Genomic DNA, 18,445 nt, shown 5'->3' with positions numbered 1-18,445 from the left:
ACCGGGTGCAATGGGGGGTGGTAGGCGGTCCCAAGAGCGTTACCGCTCTTGGGTCATCGGCGCGACCCGAGACCCGCGTCTTGCTCATTTCTATGTCGGCAAGAACTAAGGCGCGAGTAGTCACACAAGTGTAAAAAGCCACCCCGTAAAGATCGCGCAAGCGATGAAGCGTTCTTCTGTAGCGACAGACTGAGTGCTAATCTTCAAGTTCGTCGTCGAGGATCCAGTTTGCGGCCGCTTGGCAATGGATGCGGGTTGAATCGAAAACCGGCAACACATTGGCATCGACATCAACGATCAGGTCGAGCTCGGTACAGGCAAGCACAATCGCCTGCGCGCCCTCTTGCGATTTATTGGTGATGATTGTCTTCATCTTGCGCTCTGCATCGCGGGTGACTTTACCCACCATCAGCTCATCATAGATGATCGAGTCCATGGTATCGACATTGGTCATATTGGGCGGCAGAAGATCCACACCGTGCGCGACAAGCCGTTTGCGATAGAAGCTTTCGGTCATCACATTGCGCGTGCCGAGCAATGCTGCGCTTTCGCATCCTGCATCCTTCAAGGCCTTACCGACACAATCGGCGATGTGAAGGATGGGGATACCAACGCTTTGGGCCACATCATCATACACTTTATGCATGGAATTGGCGTTGATAATAAGCGCCCCTGCCCCCGCCCCTTCGAGGCGTTTGGCGCTCTCGCTCAGGATTTGGGCCGCGCGTTGCCAATCCTTCTCTTCGCGAAGGGCATAAAGCTCACAAAAATCGAGGCTTTCGATCAACAGCGGCGCTGATGCCATAGGTGCCGCGCGGCGTTGCACGATGCGGTTGATCCGGTCGTAATAAATCCCGGTTGAGACCCAGCTCATCCCGCCCGATCATGCCAAGTTTGCGCAAAACAGCTGTACCTTCGAATCTTTAATGGAATGTCACGTAAAATCGAAGCTTAGCGAGGCAGAGCGTCCCTCGTCCATAGGGTCAAAAATTGTTTTTGTGTGTAGGTGCTTGAATGGTGAACGCGCAAATTACGACGCGGGCTTCTCCATGCTATCGAGCCAGCGCTGCACGTCGCTTAGGGTTGCATCGACCGCCTCTTCATGCGGCAGATGTCCAATGGCTGGATAAATTACCAGCTCGCTGTTCGGCATTGCCTGGTTCAGCCATTCCCCTGCCTCCACCGGGATCAGGCGGTCCTCTTCACCCCACAGGATGAGCGTCGGCACTGCAATGGCGGCGATTTGATCCTTGGTTAGCGGCTCATACTCGGTTGCAAACCGCTCCATTGTGGCGGCGCGGTTGCCTGGATAGCGCAAGAGTTCCCAATAGCGATCCACCGCCTCCTGTGTGACAACTGCTTGGTTTGAAACACTTTGTTCAAGGCTCTGTTTGATGAGTGAGCGCGGCGTGATGTGCTGTGCCAGAAGGTTCACGCCGGGCATTCGGGCGATTGCGAAGCCGATGTTTCCGCCATCGTCTTCTTCCACTTTAGCCGGGTCCATCATGGCCTCCACCTCGTCCTGAGGCGCGCCGCTGCCGTCGACGAGGATAAGCCCTGCGACGCGGGAGGGATAAAGGCTGGCAACACCAAGCGCGTGTTTGCCGCCCATGGAATTGCCGCCGAGGATGAAACGCTCGACGCCGAGCGCGTCCGCTACTTCGATCACATCGCTGGTGAAGTTTTCGCGTGAATAATCGCCGTCCGGGTCAGGCCCGGTTAGACCGTGGGACACTTGATCGAAGCGGATAACGCGGCGGGTTTTGGCAAGCTCTTTTGCCCAGGGCTCCCAAGTGTGGAGGTCTGCGTTGGAGCCGTGAAGGAGGATAATGGGAAGCCCTTGTGCGTCGCCATCCTCTGGTCCCTCATCACGCAGATGAATGACGGTTCCACCATCGATTTCAACGAATTGCGATGGTTCGCTACCATATTTTGCGCGCATCGCCTGCGCGTCGGTGTCAGGAGTGCGAAATATTGCAAATGCTACGGCTACGATCAGCACAATCACGCCTAGGATGCGCAGCGCCCACTTCATTCACCCATCTCCGAAATCCATTTGCGCATGAGGGCAACGGCCTTCCTATCGATGGTCGAACGCCCCAGTTCCGGCATGGCCACACCGGGGTCATTAGAGTCCATGCGGTGGACGAGGATCGACCTCTCAGGCGCGCCCGGCTCAATTGAGACAAGGAGGCCCCCCGCCCCTCTACCAGCTGCGACCGGCGGCTTATTGACACCAATGGCGAATCGGTCGCTCTGCTCCCATCTTAGATCCAGCCCTGAATTGGACGCCCCACCGCCCGGTTGGTGGCAATGGGCGCAATTCACATCAAGATAGGCGCGGGCGAGGACTTCGGTTGATGCGTCCTCATCGTTCCATTCTGGCATTCTTGAACCGCCAACCGGGAGAGGTCCCTCAATCGGATCTTTTACCAGAATGTTCTTGATGTGACCGTCAAGCGCCATGCGAGTGAGCCACCTGAATGAAAGGTTGCGAACCTTGGGTCCGATAGGCACGATCTCTCCGTCCTTGGAGTGGCAGGACTTGCACTGGTTCTTGTTCGGGATGCGATAGCTGATTTCCTCACCCGAAGGCGTAGTGATGGGGATCCGCGCCCCCGCCAGCGCAAGTCGCGCCTCGGTCTGCTCCTGGTTCCAGCGATAGGGTAACGCGACCCACCCATCGGCGCGGTGCACCAGAACGCGCGTTTCAACGTAACGCTCCCCGAAAGCGAATGTCTTGATAATCGCAGAGCCGACAGGGAATTGCAGCAAGCCCGGATTGTCTAGGTCGCCATCGGTGTCCAGCATCTCGCCTTCGGGCAGATAGATATAGCGCAGCTTATCCGCGCCATCGGACCACAGAGGTGTGTTGAGCTCATATGGGATGAGGCCCGGTGCCGGACTGCGCGCCGCGGCATCGAGGAAGAAGCCGTATTCGGCAAGCGTGCGCGGCATTTCGCGCACCTCACCGTCGAGTTGTTCAATGCCAAGGATCGCCTCGTCATTGATACGCGGCGGGGGAAGCGCGCTTGCATCATTGCTCGTCGCAATCGACACGCTAAGCGCAAGCGCTCCTGCCGCTAACAGAGCAATGCCGCGCCTCACCCGATCCGCGCCTCAAGCTCTGCGGGCGCGCCCCAGTCATCGGCTTCAGTCAGGCTTATGGGTGCTGGCACATCAAGTGGACCGGGCCGCGCTTCGCTGAGCGATTGACCCTGCCGCTCAAGATTGAGCGACCACCCCGGAACATCGCCAATCGTGCGCAGCGCCACTGTGTTTTCGTCTTGAGACAGGCCATCCCAAAGGATCGGCGGCAAGGCGCCGCCAAAGGCCGCCATCAGCATCTCCCCGCCCTCAAAATCGGGGTTGGTCCCGCCAATGTCAGTGATGTTGTGCGAGATGGAAACCTCGCGAGGATAAGGGTTGTAACGTTCATCCTCGTACGGCTGCGTGTAAGCGATCACCATAAAGGGCGCGGTGACATTGCGCTGGACGATATTGTTCTCAATCCAGACATTCTCGTTGGCCATCACCATGATGCCCGTGCCGCGCCTTACCCCTGCAACGATATTGCCGGGAGGAGCGAAATTTTCGGTGTCATTGTCGACCACCAGATTGTTCACAATCATCACATTGCCGCCGCCCATCACCGGAAGACCTGGCAAATCGAACACCAGAATGCCCCCGGTATTACGAGTAACGAAATTCTGGCTGACCACCGCGTCACGGCTGTTTTCGATCTCAATGCCGGCGACATTGTCGGAAGCGATCGAGTGACGCACGGTAATTTTGGACGATTGACCGACATAGATGCCCGCATCAGAAGCGCCTGAGACTTCTGAATGGCTGACCAAAACGCCCGTGCTTTCCACCGGATAGATGCCATAAGCGCCATTTGTCGGCTTGGGACCGCCGGTCCATGTCACGCGGATGCGATAGTAGACGATGTTGTCTGCGCCCTTGGACTTGATCCCGTCACCCTTGGGGTTTTCCAGCGCGAAGTCGCGAAGCGTGACGTTGTCGGATGTAACCAGCAGCCCCTCGCCTGAACCCTCTTGGGCGGTAAAATCGAGCACGGTTCCATCCATCCCGGCGCCGCGCACGGTGACCCCGTCTACGTCGAGCGACAACCCATCGGTCAGCGTGTAGCGACCCGCTTCGAGCACGATCTCATCACCGGGCTCAGCCAGGATCAGCGCCTCTTGCAACCGCTCCTGCGCGCCCTCACCCGGGCTGATCGTATGCGTCTCTGCCCATACAGGTGCAGCGCTTGCCAGAAGCAATGCAGTAGCGGTCAATCTCATCATGTGGTGTCTCCCTCTCGTCCGCAGCACAGTTTGCCAAGCGAGGGAGAGATTGCAAGGCCTTCGCGCTTAGAAGTTCTCGCCGATGAGCTCTATCCCGCACGAAGTCGCCGTGCCAATCAGCGCCGAAACGGCCTCGCTGTCTTCAACCCGGCGCAGGCGTTCAATCGCCTCCGAGCGCGAGCCGGGTATCACCGTCTCGCCGCCTTGAGGGCCGAGCTTCTCCAGCTTTTGCAACTGCTCAACCGAAAGCCGCTCGGTCAGGCGCGGCGCCATACACTCGGCCATGGGAAGCGGCATACCATTGGCAAGCAATGCGCCCTCGACCCGCTCCTCGGTGACATTCTGGAGTACGCCGCCATCGCGAGTGAAGGCCCAAACGCCCACCCCGATAAGAGCGATGGCGACCAGAATGGCGAGGAGACGAAGGCCCATATCAGTCGAGGGCCTTCACGATTTCCTCGACCATCTTCTTCGCATCCGAGAGGAGCATGACAGTCTGGTTCATGTAAAACACGTCGTTATCAACGCCTGCATAACCCACACCGCCCATCGAACGCTTGATGAAGAAGACCTGCTTTGCCTTGTCCACATCGAACACCGGCATCCCGTAAATGGGCGAGGATTTGTCGGTCTTCGCCGCCGGGTTCACCACGTCGTTTGCGCCGATGATAAAGGCGACATCGGTCTGCGCGAATTCCGAGTTGATGTCTTCAAGCTCGAACACCTCATCATAAGGCACATTGGCCTCAGCAAGGAGCACGTTCATGTGGCCCGGCATCCGCCCTGCGACCGGGTGGATCGCATATTTAACCTCAACGCCCTTCTCTTTAAGCGCATCGGCCATTTCACGCAGCACGTGTTGAGCCTGTGCTACCGCCATGCCGTATCCGGGGATGATGATAACCTTCTCTGCCTGTTCCAGCATGAAGGCCGCATCGTCAGCAGAGCCTTGCTTGTAAGGACGCTGCTCGCGCGCTTCGCCGCCACCGCCCGCACCCGCGTCAGCACCAAAACCACCAGCAATCACGCTGATGAAGCTGCGGTTCATCGCGCGGCACATGATGTAAGACAGAATCGCACCAGAAGAGCCCACAAGCGCACCAGTGATGATCATAGCGCTGTTGCCGAGGGTGAAACCCATCGCTGCTGCGGCCCAACCCGAATAGGAGTTCAGCATCGACACGACCACCGGCATATCGGCCCCGCCAATCGGGATGATAAGCAGGAAGCCGATGATGAAAGCGAGAATGGTGATCCAGACGATCAACATCCCTTCACCCGGCCCACCAGCACCGCTCATCGCGTAAGTCGCGATAAGGCCAAGGATCGCCGCAAGCGTGCCGAGGTTGATGATGTGGCGTGCTGGCAGAAGGATCGGCGAACCGCTCATCCGGCCAGACAGCTTCAAGAAGGCGATAACCGAGCCAGAGAAAGTGATCGCACCGATTGCGATACCAAGGCCGAGTTCAATCCGGCTGACGATCAGGATTTGACCCGCTGCATCAAGAATTCCGAAAGCGCCGGGGTTAAGCCATGCGGCAAGACCCACGACCACGGCAGCAAGACCCACAAGACTGTGAAATCCGGCCACCAGCTCAGGCATCGCGGTCATCGCGATTTTGCGCGCAATGGTCACGCCGACAATCGCGCCGATGAAGATTGCAATGCCGATCTCGACGATATTGGCAATGTCATGGGTGACAAGCGTCGTCACCAACGCAATCGCCATTCCGATCATGCCATTGCGGTTGCCCGCACGGCTGGACGCAGGCGAAGAAAGTCCGCGAAGCGCGAGGATAAAGAATACGCCAGCTGCAAGATATGCAAGCATGGCCCATGCAGGAGTACCGCCCGCTGCGTCAGCGGCGGCTGCAAGAAGGTCGAAGCTCATTATTTCTTCTCCTTCTTCTTATACATGGCGAGCATACGCTCGGTCACGGCAAAGCCGCCGAAAATGTTGATTGAGGCCATCACAACCCCCGCAAGGCCAAGGTACTTCGCAAGCGGGCTGGTCGCCTCTGCTGCTGCGATCAAAGCGCCCACGATGATGACGCTAGAAATCGCGTTGGTCACAGCCATAAGCGGCGTGTGCAGCGCAGGCGTCACCGACCAGACCACATAATAGCCGACGAAACACGCCAGCACGAAGATCGATAGAATGCTGATGAAATCCATGTGATCAGGCCCCCTTCAGCCGTTCATTCACGATCTCACCACCTTTGGTCAGGCGGATCGCATCGCCGATTTCTTCGTCGAGCATCGGTGCGCCCGCTTCCTTATCCCAGAAGGCGGAAAGGAAGTTGAAGTGATTGCGCGAAAACAGCGCCGAGGCGTCTGCTGCGAGGTGCGCCGGTGTGTTGGCATAGCCGATGATTTTGACGCCGTGCTTTTCCACGACCTCATCGGCTTTTGAGCCTTCGACATTGCCGCCTTGCGCAACGGCAAGGTCGAAAATCACGCTACCCGGCTTCATCGTCGCGATCTGCTCATCAGTGATGAGCACAGGCGCGGCGCGTCCAGGGATCAATGCGGTGGTAATCACAATGTCCTGCTTGGCGATGTGTTCGGACACAAGCTTGGCTTGCGCAGCCTTGTACTCATCGCTCATTTCAGTTGCGTAACCACCAGCGCCTTCGCCCTCGATGCCTTCGACCTCGGTTACGAAAATCGCTTTTGCGCCAAGGCTTTCGATCTGTTCCTTGGTCGCTGAACGAACGTCGGTTGCGGACACCTGAGCGCCCAAACGCCGCGCGGTTGCAATCGCCTGAAGACCCGCAACGCCAACGCCCATGATAAAGCATTTGGCCGCCTGAACCGTGCCCGCTGCCGTCATCATCATCGGGAAAGCGCGGCCATATGTATCTGCCGCTGCGATCACGGCCTTATAGCCAGCGAGGTTGGATTGGCTCGAAAGCACGTCCATCGACTGCGCCCGGGTGATGCGCGGCATGAATTCCATCGAAAGCGCCTCAAAGCCTGCTTTCGCGTAGGCATCGAGTACATCGCCGTTCTGAAAGGGGTCGAACAGCGCAGCGACCATTGCCCCTGCATTGGCTCCCTTAAGCTTAGTCACGTCAGGCGCCTGCACACTAAGGACAATGTCAGCGCCTTTGACCGTCGCCGCAGCCGTGCCAACGCTGGCCCCGGCTTGTGCGTACGCTTCATCGGTGATCGAAGCGGTCAAACCCGCCCCTTTCTCCACCGCGAATTCAGTACCAAGCCCGATAAACTTTTTGACTGTCTCAGGAGTGGCCGCAACGCGCGTCTCCCCCGGACTACGCTCTTTCAGAACAGCAATTTTCATTCAGTAACGCCCCTATGGCGCGATCATCACAACGACGACAAACGCGATGATCGCAATGAGTGGCACGGTCCATTTAAGTGTGCCCATGAAACTCTCGTAAGTGGAACGCGCCTTGTCGATGTCATTCGCGGCCATTTTCTCAATCCCTTCAACTACTGCCCTCGCCTGAGCCAACCGGATGGTTTTGTCACCAGTGCAAGGTGCTAGGTTTGTGTCATTCCCCGAACCCCGTATCGAAGGTACTGCGCTAGCTCAACCCATCAAGGCAGCCAGCGGTTCCCGCGCGGCTCGAAGCGCGATGACATTGCACCGGCACGCGCCAATCGCAACAGCCTTAATTCTGTCTTTACCCGGCTCCTTTATGCCCAAGCTCTCGTCTTACCCCGGGACGTTTGCCGGGGCATGGAACAACCAGGGCCGACATCTATGGCGCAAAGCGACAAAAACGCTGACATTTTGCCTGTTTCTGAGGCGGTTGACGGCCTTTGTGTTGGCGATCTTGATACCGGCGCGCTTGCTATTTCAGATCTCGAATCTGGCGATGCGTGCGAATCGCACAGCGAAATGCGCATTGTCATGCTGATTGATGATGAGCCTGCGCAAAGTCGTCTGATTTCCGCAATTGCTGCGCGAGACGGATGGCGGACAGTGGTCGCAAGCGACGCAGAAACCGCGATTGCCATGCTTGGCACGCGCGAAGGGATGCAGCTTTCTGCGATTCTGCTCGACCAATGGGTGCCCGGCGATGATGCCTGCTCGCTTATCGCCGAGCTTAAGGAACGCCGCCCCGCGCTTCCGATTTTGATGCTTACCACCAGCGCCTCGCCGCTGCTCGCGGTCGAAGCCATGCGCGCAGGCGCGAGCGATTATCTGGTCAAGCCCGTATCGCCTGACCGCCTGATGGAAGCCCTGCGCGCTGTAACTACGAAAGAAGCGCCGCGCGACGAGCTTGCCCCGCTAACCGAGAAGATGTCGGCGAGCCTCGATTTCGATGCTATGATTGGCACAGCGCCCACCTTTCGCACCGCTCTTGCGCAAGCGGCAAAGGCTGCGCGCGGCCATGCTCATGCGCTGATCCAAGGGGAAAGCGGCACGGGTAAAGAGATGCTCATGCGCGCCATGCACGCAGCTTCGCCGCGCGCAAAAGAACCGCTGCGCATCATCAATATCGCAAGTGTTCCGCCCAATTCGGTAGAATCGGTGCTTTTCGGGCATGAGCCCAACGCCTTTCCCGGAGCCTTCGACCGCCAGATCGGCGCGCTTCAGCATTGCGATGGCGGCACTCTGGTTCTCGACGAGATCGACCGCCTTTCGATCGCCGTGCAAACCCGCATCAATGACGCGCTTGAAACGGGCATCGTTCGCCCCGTTGGTGCAGCCCATGGCTTCCGCGTGGACGTGCGCATTTTGTCTGCCAGCAATATGGCGTTGGAGCCACTGATCGAAGGCGGCGTCTTCGATGCAAGCCTCGCGCAGAAGCTCGGCGCGACGCGGGTGAAGCTCCCACCGCTGAGGGAACGCACCGGCGATATTCCCGCCCTCACCCGCCATTTTCTCGCCCGCATTGGCGAGCAGCCGGGGCTTACCCACCTGTCCATCTCCGACAGCGCGCTTCAGCTGCTTGCGGCCTATGATTGGCCGGGCAATGTGCGTCAGTTGCAATCGGTCTTGTTCCGCGCAGCTGTCTATTGCGAGAGCGATACGCTTAGCTCTGACAGCTTCCCGCAGCTCTCCGAAATGATCGGCGAACTCGAAAGCACTGGCCTGTCGGCTCAGCAAGAGGGTGTGGGCGTTATGCTTTATACCGAAGACGGCAATTTGCGCCCCTTGGAAGAGATTGAAGCCGATGTGATCCGCTTGGCAATCGGCCATTACCGGGGCCGTATGACAGAGGTCGCCCGCCGCCTCGGCATTGGTCGCTCGACGCTTTACCGCAAGCTTTCGGACCTCGGCATCGACAACGCCGCTTGAACTCTGGCGTTCTCACCCGTAGCGGTGGCGCATGACTACTCTCAATGATTTCGCAGGGCGCACTGCCCTTGTCACGGGCGCAGCTTCCGGAATTGGCGCTGCTTGTGCGACGCTTTTGGCTGATCGCGGTGCAGCCAAGCTTATCCTTGTCGACGTTGACGCCGAAGGCATGGCCGCGCTCGACCTTGATTGCGAGGTCGAATGCGTCACTGGTAGCGTTGCCGACGAAGCTCTCTGGGATGCGATTGAGCCAAAGCTCCAAGGCCTCGACCATGTCATCGTCAATGCGGGTGTTGGCGGGTATGGCACCATTGATGCTCTCTCCTTTGAAGAATGGCGCCGGGTTATGGCGATCAACCTGGATGGCGCTTTCCTGACCCTTCGTGCTGGCCTTCGTGCGATCAAGGCAAACGGCAAGGATACGGGCGGCAGCGCGGTCATCACGAGCTCTTCCACCGGGGTGAAGCCTGTTCCTGGCATTGGTCCTTATGGCGCTGCGAAGGCGGCGGTTTCTCATATGGCGCGTATCGCTGCGATGGAGAATGCTGGCGCGAACATCCGCGTCAACGCGATCGCACCGGGCGGTGTCGATACCGCCATTTGGGAGACGGGCGAGGACTTTAACGCCAGCGTCAAAGCAATCGGCCGCGAGGAAACGATCAAGCGGATGTCCAAAACCACTCCCAATGGCCGCTTTGCCACGTCTGAGGAAATTGCGGGGTCGATCCTTTATCTGCTGAGCGATGCGGGATCGAACATCACAGGGCACGTGCTGGTGAGCGACGGCGGATTCACCCTGTAACCAGCATCACTGTGGCAAGGTGCTAAAATCGGTGAGCGCCGCATCGCGCATTCCGCGCCACACATTCCGCGCCTGCACCGTCTCTGCGACATCATGCACACGCAGCATATGCGCGCCCGCATTCATCGCCGCCATAGCCAGCGCAATCGAGCCGCCTAGCCGTTCATGCGCGCCCTCCTCGCGGCTTAGCGCCCCAATCATCCGCTTGCGGCTCATCCCCAGCAGCAGCGGGCTTCCAAGGGAGTGAAATAACGGCAGCGCATTGATAAGCGCCAAATTCTCACCCAGCGTTTTGCCAAAGCCGATGCCGGGGTCGATCATTATGCGATCCTCAGCAATCCCGCTTGCAATCGCTTTTTCGCGGCTGTGCTTGAGCGTATCGAACACATCGCTCACCACATCAGTATAATCGCCACCCGAAAGGCCATCTTTCGAGTGCAAATCCTCGCCCGTTCCCGGTGCGTGCATCAGAATGACGGGACAGCCCGCGCTCGCCACCAGCTCCACCATGCGCGGGTCATACCGCATGGCCGACACATCGTTTGCCATATGCGCGCCCTTGGAGAGCGCGGCTTCCAGCACGCCAGCACGCCGTGTATCGACGCTGATCGCTGCGCCCATGGCCGCGCAATATTCGACCGCTGGCACCACACGCTCGATCTCATCGCCTTCAAAAGTCGCAGCGCCGCCGGGACGCGTGCTCTCCCCGCCAATGTCGATGATCGCCGCGCCCGCTTCGAGCATGGAGGCAGCATGAGCGCGGCCCGCATCGGGTTTTTCCAGCCACTCGCCGCCATCACTAAAGCTGTCGGGCGTGACGTTAAGCACACCCATAATCTGTGGCTGGTCGAGGCGTATGGTGCGCTCTCCCAATTGCAGGGGCGCGTGCACTTTTTGAAGGTTGGCCCATTGGCGTGTCGCCTCTGCCGCAAGTGTACCGCCGGGTTCCGCCAAAGCGCCTTCAGCCTCGGCAAGCGCGAATATTCGGCGGTGCACCACCTTCCCGCCTTCGCGCACCACAAGCGCAAAGCGGCTGGCATAAACCATGCTCCCCGCCAAGCGGATCGCGCCCGGTCCATCGCCAGTGCTTTCGGCCTGCGGCGAGTTTGATAGGCCAATGGGGTGGAGGTAAATGCTAGCGGTCATAGGGTGATCGGGTCCGGTTTGAGACACTTGAGACACTGTTCAAAGGCAGAAAATTCTTCGCCGCCAAGACCTGCGCAAAAGGCGGTCGTTGATGTGCGAAAGCTTTGCATAATTTCCAGCATTAGCAACAGCTAAGATTGTAGGACAGGTCGACATTTCACAGGCTAGTTTGCCCCTCACGCTTTACCAAAATCGCGTCGGAGATTTTTACAGCTGATACGCAAACATCCTTTTCGTTAACCATAAAAACCGCAGATCATCGCTGTTTGCGCACTTTGGCACGCTTACTGCTTAATCAGCATTGAGTGGATTTACCCAGGTGGCTTTAGGAAATGAACAAACCCGTACTTATCCTTAGCGCGGCTGCCCTACTGGCGGCGTCTCCTGTCTCAGCCTTGCAATTTCTGGGCGATAAAACGGATGGCGACAACACCGCCTCCGCCACTACCGCATCGGACAAGCCCAAAACCTTCACCTTCGGCGGCCAGAACGCCAAAGGTGCAATGACGCAATCCACCGGGACCGGCTCGTCTCAAACGGTGATCACCTCGACTTCAACGAACAGTTCAGGCTCTTCGTCGAGCAGTTCGACCTCTGGCGGCTCAGGCGGTTCCGGCGCCAGTACGGGCAGCGAAGTTCCAGCGCCCGGCGTTCTCACGCTGCTCGGCTTGGCTCTTGTGAGTATCGCCCTTGGTCGGCGTCGCAAGGAAAACGGGCTAAGGTCTGCCCGCCGCTGAGCTAGAGGGCCTGATTAAGATCGCTTGCGCCTTAATCTTCATTGGCAAGGCGATAAAGCTCACGCGCGGCATCGACGGGCTTCATTTCATCGCCGTCCTGATAATACCAGAAGGTCCAGCCATTGCATGAAGGCGCGCCCTGAAGGTCTTTGCCGACACCATGGATCGAGCCGACTTTACCTTCACATTCAAGTGATCCATCCGCGCGCACAGTTGCAAACCAGCGACGTTTTTTGTCGAACACCTGGCTGCCCGGCTTGATCAGCCCGCTTTCGACCACTGCACCAAAGGCAACGCGTGGGGCGGTCTTCTTCGATTGCATCGTGGTGAGCGCGCTTTCGTCGAGCGGCAATTCTTTCTCGATGCGTTTAAGCGCTGCCTGGCGATAAGTGCCCTCACGCTCACAGCCAATCCATTCGCGGCCCAAACGCTTGGCAACCGCGCCGGTTGTGCCCGTTCCAAAGAACGGATCAAGCACCACGTCGCCTTTTTCGGTCGTCGCCAAAAGAACGCGATAAAGCAGGCTTTCCGGCTTTTGCGTCGGGTGAACCTTCGACCCGTTTTCTTTGAGGCGCTCATTTCCCGAACAAATCGGCAGGACCCAGTCAGAGCGCATTTGCAGCTCGTCATTCAGTGTCTTCATCGCGCGGTAGTTGAAATGGTAGCGCGACTTTTCACCCTGGCTCGCCCACAGCAAAGTTTCATGTGCGTTGGTGAACCGCGTGCCTTTGAAATTGGGCATGGGATTGGTTTTGCGCCACACGATGTCGTTCAAAATCCAAAAGCCAATATCCTGAAGGATGGCGCCAACGCGGTAGATATTATGGTAGCTACCAATCACCCAAAGCGCGCCGTCCGGCTTCAGAATTCGCTTCGCCTCCATCAGCCAAGCTTTTGTAAATTCATCATAAGCGCGAAAGCTTTCAAACTGGTCCCAGTGGTCGGTAACCGCATCGACTTCGCTGCCATCAGGGCGATTGAGGTCGCCGCCAAGTTGCAGGTTGTACGGTGGGTCGGCGAACACGAGATCGATGGAATTGTCTGGGATCGAACGCATCGCTTCGATGCAATCGCCATCAAGGATTTGCCCCAATGGCAGCAGCGCACGCGTCTCCTGCGCACTAAGCGTTTTCGGGGACTTTGCGCCCCGTTTTACACGCTGTTTTGTTGTTTCGATCACGCCCATATTTCGCCCCAGAGGTCACTATTCGCCAAACTTATCCACAGGGGATGAGTCCTCAGGCTTCCTGCGTCAAGCGCTTAGTTTCTGGGGCCTTATGGTTAATGCTTAGTAAACACCCCCAAGTGTCGGGCGGAACAAATCGGGGCCCCACACCATATTGAGTCCCTCATCAAACGCGGGACTCCAGATATGGGGGGTGTTGCGTTGAGGACTCAGATTTTGGCGTAGCGTAAATTTTTTGAGCGCTTAACCGCGACCTTTGGTTTTGGTCCTGCCTGCCTTGGCGTTTTGGGCGATGAAGTCGATGATTGTGCCTGCAACATCCTTGCCGCTGGCTTTTTCGATCCCTTCAAGACCGGGGGAGGAATTGACCTCCATAATCACCGGGCCGTGGTTGGACCGCAGCATATCAACCCCGCACACGTTCAGCCCCATGTGCTTTGCCGCGCGCACGGCGGTCGAGCGTTCTTCCGGCGTGATCTTGATAAGCTGAGCGCTGCCGCCGCGGTGGAGGTTGCTGCGAAAATCGTCGGCGGCGCCTGTGCGCTTCATTGCAGCAACGACTTTCCCGCCCACGACCAGAGCGCGGATGTCTGTGCCGCCTGCTTCGGCGATGAATTCCTGCACCAGAATATTGACGTTCGCCCCGCGAAACGCCTCGATTACGGACTTCGCGCTCGACATCGTTTCGGCCAGAACCACACCGATGCCTTGCGTGCCCTCAAGCAGTTTGATGACCACCGGAGGGCCCTTCACCGCCTTGATAATCTCTTCGGCTGCCTTGGGATCGTTGGCATATGCGGTAAGCGGTAGACCAAGCCCGTATTTCGCAAGGATCTGCATCGAGCGCAGCTTATCCCGGCTGCGGCCGATCGCGACGCTTTCGTTCAAAGGCCACACGCCCTGCATTTCAAACTGGCGCAGCACAGCAAGACCGTAGTTCGTGATCGACGCACCGATGCGCGGAATTACCGCATCATAGCCGTCGAGTTTATCGCCATTGTACGTGAGCGTGGGACGATGGCTGGCGATATTCACATTGCAGCGCGTGGTGTTGAGAATATCAAGCTCATAGCCGCGCGTCTCAGCCGCCTCTTTCAAGCGCTGATGTGAATACAGATTGGCGTTGCGCGCCAGCATGGCAATTTTCATGGTTTTGTCCCTTTCGCGCCTCTGCGCCTGCTCGATGTAAGCCATGAGTTGCCACTATCAACCAGGAACCGGCGGCGAAGTGCCGTGCGCCCGATCAGCATTGGAAATTTCATATCAGACCGGTCAGCAAGGCTGATCTCGGCTTTGAAAAGCTGACTGCCAATCTTGAGAGGCGTCTTGATGACGTAGCGTTTTTGCGTTTCGCCATTGGAGCTGGTGATGCCGCGCACATCGACATGGATGGCAACGCCTTCGTGACGAACGCCGTCCCAATCAACAGCAAAACGGACATAGCGGCCATCCTCGCGCTCAATCTCTTCGAGCACTTCGGCATGAAGTGATGATGTGCGCGCGCCGGTGTCGATCTTGGCCGGGATTTCATCAAGCCCAAGCTCTGGCAATCCAACCATTTCGCGCCAGCCGAGGATCTCTTTGTCCGTATTGCTCATCACGCGAAAACCAAAACGACGTTGCCGATAAAGGCTGCAAGCAAGAGAGCGCCAAGCGCGCGGCCAATTTTCTTGGCTGTCCATAAAAGCGCGAGAAGCGCCGCAGCGCTTGCCGTCAAAAGACCCATTTGCAAGCCCGCAAGCTCTGCCGGAAGCGCGAAGGGCGCTATGCTCATAGTGGCCCCGCCGATCAGCAGGATGTTGTAGATATTGGAGCCCACCACATTGCCCAGCGCAAGCGCCGATTTCCCGCGAAGGGCCGCGGCGATTGAAGCGGCGAGTTCGGGGAGCGAAGTGCCCACCGCCACCACGGTCAGGCCGATCACGGTTTCCGGCACCCTGAAAATCGTCGCCAGCTCAATCGCGCCGGTCACAAGAGCATCACCACCCAACACTAGGATGCCCAGTCCAACGACAAAAAGCGCGGTTGCAATCACCCCGTTTTGCGGTCCGTCTTCGCTCTCTTCTTCCTGCATCGCTGCGCCCGGATGGCGATACCGCCACACGATATAGACAACGATAAGGACAAGCAGCAGAACCCCAATCCACCGCGCGCCAATGCCCGACAGCGCAAGCCCCCACAATAAAAGCGTCGCCGCCAAAGCAACCACCGCATCGCGCCGCCCTGTTCCTGTGAGCATGATCGGTGCAACCAGAGCCGATGCCCCCAGGATAAGCAGCGTATTGGCAAGGTTTGAGCCGACTATATTGCCCCATGCTATTTCAGGCGATCCGGCAAGGCTTGCCTGAACGCTGGCGACCATTTCAGGCATGGATGTCGCAAAGCCGACAATCACGAGGCCTGTAAACAGCGTCGAAACACCCAGCTTTTGCGCAATGCCCACCGCGCCGCGCACCAGAAGTTCACCGCCAATGGCAAGGCCCACAAGGCCAGCCAGACTTAAAAGGATCGCTTGTAACATGGGATATTCGCCTAAGGCTTCAGGTTATTAAAGCAAGAGTGGTCACAACAACCTCGCCTGCGCGACAGGCGCAAAGCTCTGTCGGTGAAGCGGGGTTGGTCCATGGGCTTGCAAAGCATCCAGGTGCTCTTTGGTTCCATACCCCTTGTTGCGTTCCCACCCATACTCAGGGTGCGACACAGCCGCCTCCAGCATCAGTCGGTCGCGCCATTCCTTGGCTATGATCGAGGCAGCGCCAATGACCGGCTCCTTCGCATCACCTTTGACAATTGCGCGCGCAGGCCAGCACCATTCCTCACAGCGCCCATGAGGTGTCATATTGCCATCGATCAGAACCGTTTCGGGCGGCGCATCAAGCTTTGTCACCAGATCGCGCACACAGCGGCTCATCGCCAGCATGGTCGCCTGAAAGATGTTCACAGCGTCAATTTCTTCGGGCTCCACCACCGCAACCGCCCATTGGCAACACCCGCGAAGCTCCAGATCAAGGCTGCCCCGGCGCTTGGCGGATAACTTCTTGGAATCGGTGATGCCCCCCGGTATCACTTCGCCCAGAACCACCGCAGCGGCCACCACTGGCCCAGCCAAAGGGCCGCGCCCCGCCTCATCGACGCCTATGATAACGGGATTAGTCACAAAATTTGGCACCAATTCGCATTTCAGGAGTTAGCATGGACATGAACACTTTTACGAAACTGTCCGCCCTTTCATCCCTCCCATTTCTCGCACTCGCAAGCTGCGCCACCGCAGAAACCGGGGAAAGCACAGAAACCAGCGCAAGCGCGCCTTTGAACGAACTCACCATCACGCAGATGGGCGAATTCGACACGCCGTGGGCGATTGAGTTTGCGCCGGGCACAAATATGCTGTTCGTGACCGAGAAAGAAGGCGTCCTCAAAGTGATGGACACCGCCAGCGGCACCTCCGCAACGGTAGCGGGCGCGCCCGATGTGGCGTTCGGCGGCCAGGGCGGGCTTGGCGACATCGCCTTTCTGCCAAGCGAAGCGGGCGCCAGCATTGATGGCCGCACCGTTTACCTCAGCTGGGCCGAATTTGGCGAAGATGGCGAGACGCGCGGCGCAGCCGTTGGCAAAGGCACGCTTGCCTGCCCATCCATGGACAATTGCGCACTTGAAGGGCTCGAAGTGATCTGGCGGCAAACGCCTAAGGTCGAAGGGCGGGGTCACTATTCGCACCGCATCACCTTCTCCCCCGATGAAAACCATATGTATATCGCCAGCGGTGATCGTCAGAAATTGACCCCCGCTCAAGACACGTCGAACACCTTGGGTTCAATCGTGCGCCTCAACCTTGACGGGACGCCAGCCGACGGAAATCCGTTTGCGGATGAAGGCGGCGTGACGGCTGAAATCTGGTCCTATGGCCACCGCAATATTCTGGGAATGGATTGGGACGCGCAAGGCCGGCTTTGGGATGTCGAGCATGGCCCGGCCGGCGGCGATGAACTCAATTTGGTGGAGCGCGGTGCAAATTACGGTTGGCCTGAGCGTTCAAACGGCAAGCACTATGATGGCGACCCGATCACCGATCACTCGCCCGACGACGGCTTTGAAAAGCCCGCAATCTGGTGGACCCCGGTTATCGCACCGGGCGATATGCAGTTTTATTCAGGCGATATGTTCGCCGATTGGCAAGGCGACGCTCTGATCACGGGGCTTAAAACACGCGCGCTTATCCGGGTTGAAATCGACGGCGAAAACGCTTCCGAAGCCGCGCGCTATCCCATTGATGGTCGCGTACGCTCGATCGATGTCGCGCCCGATGGCAGCATCTGGCTTGCCACCGATGAAGGCAAGGTGCTGCGCCTTTCGATGTGATCGTGACTTTGTGAGCTTGGCAAATCCGCGTTAAGCGCCTAGCGCGCGGGGCGCTATGGCAGATAACTCGCCCGATACAGCAAGTCTGATCCCGCTTTCTGCGGTCCCGCCAGAGATGATCGAGCAATTGCTCGACCGCAGCTTTGGCGAAGACCGCGCCGCGCGCACCGCCTATCGCATACGCGAAGGGATGGACTGGCTCGATGCGCTGTCCTTTGCAGCGGTCGATAGCGATGAAATGCTGGTCGGTACGATCCAATGCTATCCCATCGGCCTGCTTCCCAAGAAGGATGGCCAAGCAGAAGCGCGCCGCGTGCCCCTCATCATGGTTGGGCCTGTTGCAGTTGTTCCGGAACGACAGGGCGAAGGCTTTGGCCAAGGGCTGATGGCGGCCATGCTGGATGCCGAAGCGCGCATGGCAGCTCAAGGATCGCCCGTCTTCCCGCAAGTGCTGATCGGAGATGAGCCTTATTACGGGCGCTGGGGCTTTAGCGCGGCAGCAACCGGCGGGTGGGAATGCCCGGGCCCATACGATCAGTCGCGCCTTCTTGCGCGCGGCCCTGCCCTTTCGCAAATGCCAGCCGAAGGTATTCTGGGCCCGTGGGAGGGGTAAAACCTCTTCACTACTGT

Annotated in this window: 20 protein-coding genes; 5 read left to right on the top strand and 15 right to left on the bottom strand. The window is 58.3% G+C overall.

The window, feature by feature from the left end:
- Positions 1 to 196: 196 nt before the first annotated feature.
- The 9 genes from INR77_RS07205 to INR77_RS07165 form a co-directional block, all read right to left on the bottom strand.
- Positions 197 to 874: an aspartate/glutamate racemase family protein gene (locus INR77_RS07205; RefSeq protein WP_223073202.1), complete on the bottom strand. Its 678-nt coding sequence runs from the start codon at positions 872 to 874 to the stop codon at positions 197 to 199.
- 156 nt (positions 875 to 1,030) lie between these two features.
- Positions 1,031 to 2,035 (bottom strand): alpha/beta fold hydrolase, encoded by a 1,005-nt coding sequence (locus tag INR77_RS07200; RefSeq protein WP_223073201.1) that lies wholly within the window; start codon positions 2,033 to 2,035, stop codon positions 1,031 to 1,033.
- Positions 2,032 to 3,108, bottom strand: a complete 1,077-nt coding sequence (locus tag INR77_RS07195) for an SO2930 family diheme c-type cytochrome (RefSeq protein ID WP_223073200.1) — start codon at positions 3,106 to 3,108, stop codon at positions 2,032 to 2,034. The genes INR77_RS07200 and INR77_RS07195 overlap by 4 nt, the downstream gene beginning before the upstream one ends.
- Complete coding sequence (locus INR77_RS07190; protein WP_223073199.1) at positions 3,105 to 4,310, bottom strand: parallel beta-helix domain-containing protein; 1,206 nt, start codon at positions 4,308 to 4,310, stop codon at positions 3,105 to 3,107. Before INR77_RS07190 ends, INR77_RS07195 begins: the two co-directional genes overlap by 4 nt.
- Positions 4,311 to 4,376: 66 nt before the next feature.
- Positions 4,377 to 4,742 (bottom strand): hypothetical protein, encoded by a 366-nt coding sequence (locus INR77_RS07185; RefSeq protein ID WP_223073198.1) that lies wholly within the window; start codon positions 4,740 to 4,742, stop codon positions 4,377 to 4,379.
- A 1-nt stretch (position 4,743) separates the two neighbouring features.
- Positions 4,744 to 6,201, bottom strand: a complete 1,458-nt coding sequence (locus tag INR77_RS07180) for an NAD(P)(+) transhydrogenase (Re/Si-specific) subunit beta (RefSeq protein ID WP_370632308.1) — start codon at positions 6,199 to 6,201, stop codon at positions 4,744 to 4,746.
- Positions 6,201 to 6,485, bottom strand: coding sequence for an NAD(P) transhydrogenase subunit alpha (locus INR77_RS07175; RefSeq protein ID WP_223073197.1), 285 nt, complete (start codon positions 6,483 to 6,485; stop codon positions 6,201 to 6,203). Before INR77_RS07175 ends, INR77_RS07180 begins: the two co-directional genes overlap by 1 nt.
- Before the next feature lie 4 nt (positions 6,486 to 6,489).
- Positions 6,490 to 7,614: an NAD(P) transhydrogenase subunit alpha gene (locus INR77_RS07170; protein WP_223073196.1), complete on the bottom strand. Its 1,125-nt coding sequence runs from the start codon at positions 7,612 to 7,614 to the stop codon at positions 6,490 to 6,492.
- Positions 7,615 to 7,626: 12 nt separating this feature from the next.
- Entirely contained in the window at positions 7,627 to 7,749 is a 123-nt protein-coding gene (locus INR77_RS07165) for an aa3-type cytochrome c oxidase subunit IV (RefSeq protein ID WP_223073195.1), read from the bottom strand.
- Positions 7,750 to 8,178: 429 nt separating this feature from the next.
- On the opposite strand from INR77_RS07165, the gene INR77_RS07160 reads away from it, so the two are divergent.
- Complete coding sequence (locus INR77_RS07160; protein WP_223073453.1) at positions 8,179 to 9,585, top strand: sigma-54 dependent transcriptional regulator; 1,407 nt, start codon at positions 8,179 to 8,181, stop codon at positions 9,583 to 9,585.
- Between the two features lie 31 nt (positions 9,586 to 9,616).
- On the top strand, positions 9,617 to 10,387 hold the full coding sequence (locus tag INR77_RS07155) for an SDR family NAD(P)-dependent oxidoreductase (RefSeq protein WP_223073194.1): 771 nt from the start codon (positions 9,617 to 9,619) through the stop codon (positions 10,385 to 10,387).
- A gap of 6 nt (positions 10,388 to 10,393) precedes the next feature.
- Here INR77_RS07155 and folP read toward each other — a convergent pair whose 3' ends face one another.
- Positions 10,394 to 11,533 carry a dihydropteroate synthase gene (folP, locus tag INR77_RS07150; protein ID WP_223073193.1) on the bottom strand — a complete coding sequence of 380 codons (1,140 nt, stop codon included), beginning with the start codon at positions 11,531 to 11,533 and terminating at the stop codon, positions 10,394 to 10,396.
- A 332-nt stretch (positions 11,534 to 11,865) separates the two neighbouring features.
- Here folP and INR77_RS07145 point away from each other — a divergent pair, with 332 nt between their 5' ends.
- Positions 11,866 to 12,270 carry a hypothetical protein gene (locus INR77_RS07145; protein WP_223073192.1) on the top strand — a complete coding sequence of 135 codons (405 nt, stop codon included), beginning with the start codon at positions 11,866 to 11,868 and terminating at the stop codon, positions 12,268 to 12,270.
- A gap of 31 nt (positions 12,271 to 12,301) precedes the next feature.
- Here INR77_RS07145 and INR77_RS07140 read toward each other — a convergent pair whose 3' ends face one another.
- The 5 genes from INR77_RS07140 to INR77_RS07120 form a co-directional block, all read right to left on the bottom strand.
- A complete protein-coding gene (locus INR77_RS07140) occupies positions 12,302 to 13,456 on the bottom strand; it encodes a site-specific DNA-methyltransferase (protein ID WP_223073191.1) in 1,155 nt (384 codons plus the stop codon).
- A gap of 243 nt (positions 13,457 to 13,699) precedes the next feature.
- A complete protein-coding gene (gene rimK, locus INR77_RS07135; protein WP_223073190.1) occupies positions 13,700 to 14,605 on the bottom strand; it encodes a 30S ribosomal protein S6--L-glutamate ligase in 906 nt (301 codons plus the stop codon).
- On the bottom strand, positions 14,602 to 15,054 hold the full coding sequence (locus INR77_RS07130) for a RimK/LysX family protein (protein ID WP_223073189.1): 453 nt from the start codon (positions 15,052 to 15,054) through the stop codon (positions 14,602 to 14,604). Before INR77_RS07130 ends, rimK begins: the two co-directional genes overlap by 4 nt.
- A complete protein-coding gene (locus INR77_RS07125) occupies positions 15,054 to 15,977 on the bottom strand; it encodes a calcium/sodium antiporter (RefSeq protein ID WP_223073188.1) in 924 nt (307 codons plus the stop codon). The genes INR77_RS07130 and INR77_RS07125 overlap by 1 nt, the downstream gene beginning before the upstream one ends.
- Before the next feature lie 42 nt (positions 15,978 to 16,019).
- Complete coding sequence (locus INR77_RS07120) at positions 16,020 to 16,613, bottom strand: ribonuclease HII (RefSeq protein ID WP_255573978.1); 594 nt, start codon at positions 16,611 to 16,613, stop codon at positions 16,020 to 16,022.
- 41 nt (positions 16,614 to 16,654) lie between these two features.
- Between INR77_RS07120 and INR77_RS07115 the strand changes: the two genes are divergently transcribed.
- Positions 16,655 to 17,815, top strand: a complete 1,161-nt coding sequence (locus INR77_RS07115; RefSeq protein ID WP_223073451.1) for a PQQ-dependent sugar dehydrogenase — start codon at positions 16,655 to 16,657, stop codon at positions 17,813 to 17,815.
- A gap of 55 nt (positions 17,816 to 17,870) precedes the next feature.
- Positions 17,871 to 18,428 carry a GNAT family N-acetyltransferase gene (locus INR77_RS07110; RefSeq protein ID WP_223073187.1) on the top strand — a complete coding sequence of 186 codons (558 nt, stop codon included), beginning with the start codon at positions 17,871 to 17,873 and terminating at the stop codon, positions 18,426 to 18,428.
- Positions 18,429 to 18,445: the final 17 nt, after the last annotated feature.

Origin of the sequence: Erythrobacter sp. SCSIO 43205 (assembly GCF_019904235.1) — a bacterium.
Classification (GTDB): domain Bacteria; phylum Pseudomonadota; class Alphaproteobacteria; order Sphingomonadales; family Sphingomonadaceae; genus Erythrobacter.
The sequence above is the reverse complement of the archived record's forward strand: the minus strand, read 5'-3'. Positions and strand labels throughout refer to the sequence as shown.

Coding starts and splice junctions, on each gene's coding strand:
- INR77_RS07205 (WP_223073202.1), bottom strand. CDS start 874: ATGAGCTGGGTCTCAACCGGGATTTATTACGACCGGATCAACCGCATC.
- INR77_RS07200 (WP_223073201.1), bottom strand. CDS start 2,035: ATGAAGTGGGCGCTGCGCATCCTAGGCGTGATTGTGCTGATCGTAGCC.
- INR77_RS07190 (WP_223073199.1), bottom strand. CDS start 4,310: ATGATGAGATTGACCGCTACTGCATTGCTTCTGGCAAGCGCTGCACCT.
- INR77_RS07185 (WP_223073198.1), bottom strand. CDS start 4,742: ATGGGCCTTCGTCTCCTCGCCATTCTGGTCGCCATCGCTCTTATCGGG.
- INR77_RS07180 (WP_370632308.1), bottom strand. CDS start 6,201: ATGAGCTTCGACCTTCTTGCAGCCGCCGCTGACGCAGCGGGCGGTACT.
- INR77_RS07175 (WP_223073197.1), bottom strand. CDS start 6,485: ATGGATTTCATCAGCATTCTATCGATCTTCGTGCTGGCGTGTTTCGTC.
- INR77_RS07170 (WP_223073196.1), bottom strand. CDS start 7,614: ATGAAAATTGCTGTTCTGAAAGAGCGTAGTCCGGGGGAGACGCGCGTT.
- INR77_RS07165 (WP_223073195.1), bottom strand. CDS start 7,749: ATGGCCGCGAATGACATCGACAAGGCGCGTTCCACTTACGAGAGTTTC.
- INR77_RS07160 (WP_223073453.1), top strand. CDS start 8,179: ATGCGCATTGTCATGCTGATTGATGATGAGCCTGCGCAAAGTCGTCTG.
- INR77_RS07155 (WP_223073194.1), top strand. CDS start 9,617: ATGACTACTCTCAATGATTTCGCAGGGCGCACTGCCCTTGTCACGGGC.
- folP (WP_223073193.1), bottom strand. CDS start 11,533: ATGACCGCTAGCATTTACCTCCACCCCATTGGCCTATCAAACTCGCCG.
- INR77_RS07145 (WP_223073192.1), top strand. CDS start 11,866: ATGAACAAACCCGTACTTATCCTTAGCGCGGCTGCCCTACTGGCGGCG.
- INR77_RS07140 (WP_223073191.1), bottom strand. CDS start 13,456: ATGGGCGTGATCGAAACAACAAAACAGCGTGTAAAACGGGGCGCAAAG.
- rimK (WP_223073190.1), bottom strand. CDS start 14,605: ATGAAAATTGCCATGCTGGCGCGCAACGCCAATCTGTATTCACATCAG.
- INR77_RS07130 (WP_223073189.1), bottom strand. CDS start 15,054: ATGAGCAATACGGACAAAGAGATCCTCGGCTGGCGCGAAATGGTTGGA.
- INR77_RS07125 (WP_223073188.1), bottom strand. CDS start 15,977: ATGTTACAAGCGATCCTTTTAAGTCTGGCTGGCCTTGTGGGCCTTGCC.
- INR77_RS07115 (WP_223073451.1), top strand. CDS start 16,655: ATGAACACTTTTACGAAACTGTCCGCCCTTTCATCCCTCCCATTTCTC.
- INR77_RS07110 (WP_223073187.1), top strand. CDS start 17,871: ATGGCAGATAACTCGCCCGATACAGCAAGTCTGATCCCGCTTTCTGCG.